An 807-nucleotide genomic window follows, 5' to 3' on the forward strand; every position below is an offset into this window, starting at 1 on the left:
GGCTGATAATCGTTGGTTTTCACGGTAAGCTCTGACCCAATTGCAGATGCTAGCCGGGGTATAACCTAAAATATCTGCCAATTGCCTGGCTGTTGCTTTTCCATCAAGATACGCATGAACAGCCTTGGTTCGGATTTCTTCAGATGCAAATTTCATCTCTGCAATCTAAACGATTTCTAAATAAAATAAAAGTGAAAATGCTCTAGCCGGTGGAGTGCTCAATTCTAAAAAATATAAAAAATCCAAAGCGATAAATATTTACGCTTTTAAATACAAAAACATGTCAAGCATTTTTATAAAATTTTTTTGAGTCCAATATGAACCGCTTTGGAGGTTGTTGGATATGTTTTCAAGCTTGCAACATTGCAAATTTACGGAGATGGAAAAAAGTTATGCTACAGTTTGCCGAACCTAACCCGACAGGAGAAAGTCCATGCAAAATATACCCAATAACGCTCTGCTGCGTCTGCCGCAGGTACTCGCACTCATCCCCGTCAGCCGTAGCGCATGGTGGGCGGGCTGCAAGAGCGGTCGGTATCCGAAACCCGTCAAACTCGGCCCGCGCACAACGGCGTGGAGAGCGGCGGATATTGCCGCGCTTCTGGAAAAGCTCACCGCCGAACCGGAGGAAAAATGAATCCCGTTTTTTCCCCGGCTCTTCGTCCGTCACTCCCGCAGGAGTGCCGGAAGCGGGCATTCCGTCAAGGCCAAGCCCTGGCGGGCCGCTTCGCGGGCCTTGACCAAATGCCCTTGCTTTCCGGCTATGGATGCTTGCGGGCGACGGACAAGGAAGCCTCCGGCGGGGGC

Annotated in this window: 1 protein-coding gene; it reads left to right on the forward strand. The window is 49.2% G+C overall.

Annotated elements, in window-relative coordinates:
• The first annotated feature begins 433 nt into the window (after positions 1-433).
• Complete coding sequence (locus tag G7Y51_RS13495) at positions 434-637, forward strand: AlpA family phage regulatory protein (RefSeq protein ID WP_165178278.1); 204 nt, start codon at positions 434-436, stop codon at positions 635-637.
• The last annotated feature ends 170 nt before the right edge of the window (positions 638-807 follow it).

Source organism: Desulfovibrio sp. ZJ369, from assembly GCF_011039085.1.
In the GTDB taxonomy this organism is placed as follows: domain Bacteria; phylum Desulfobacterota; class Desulfovibrionia; order Desulfovibrionales; family Desulfovibrionaceae; genus Desulfovibrio.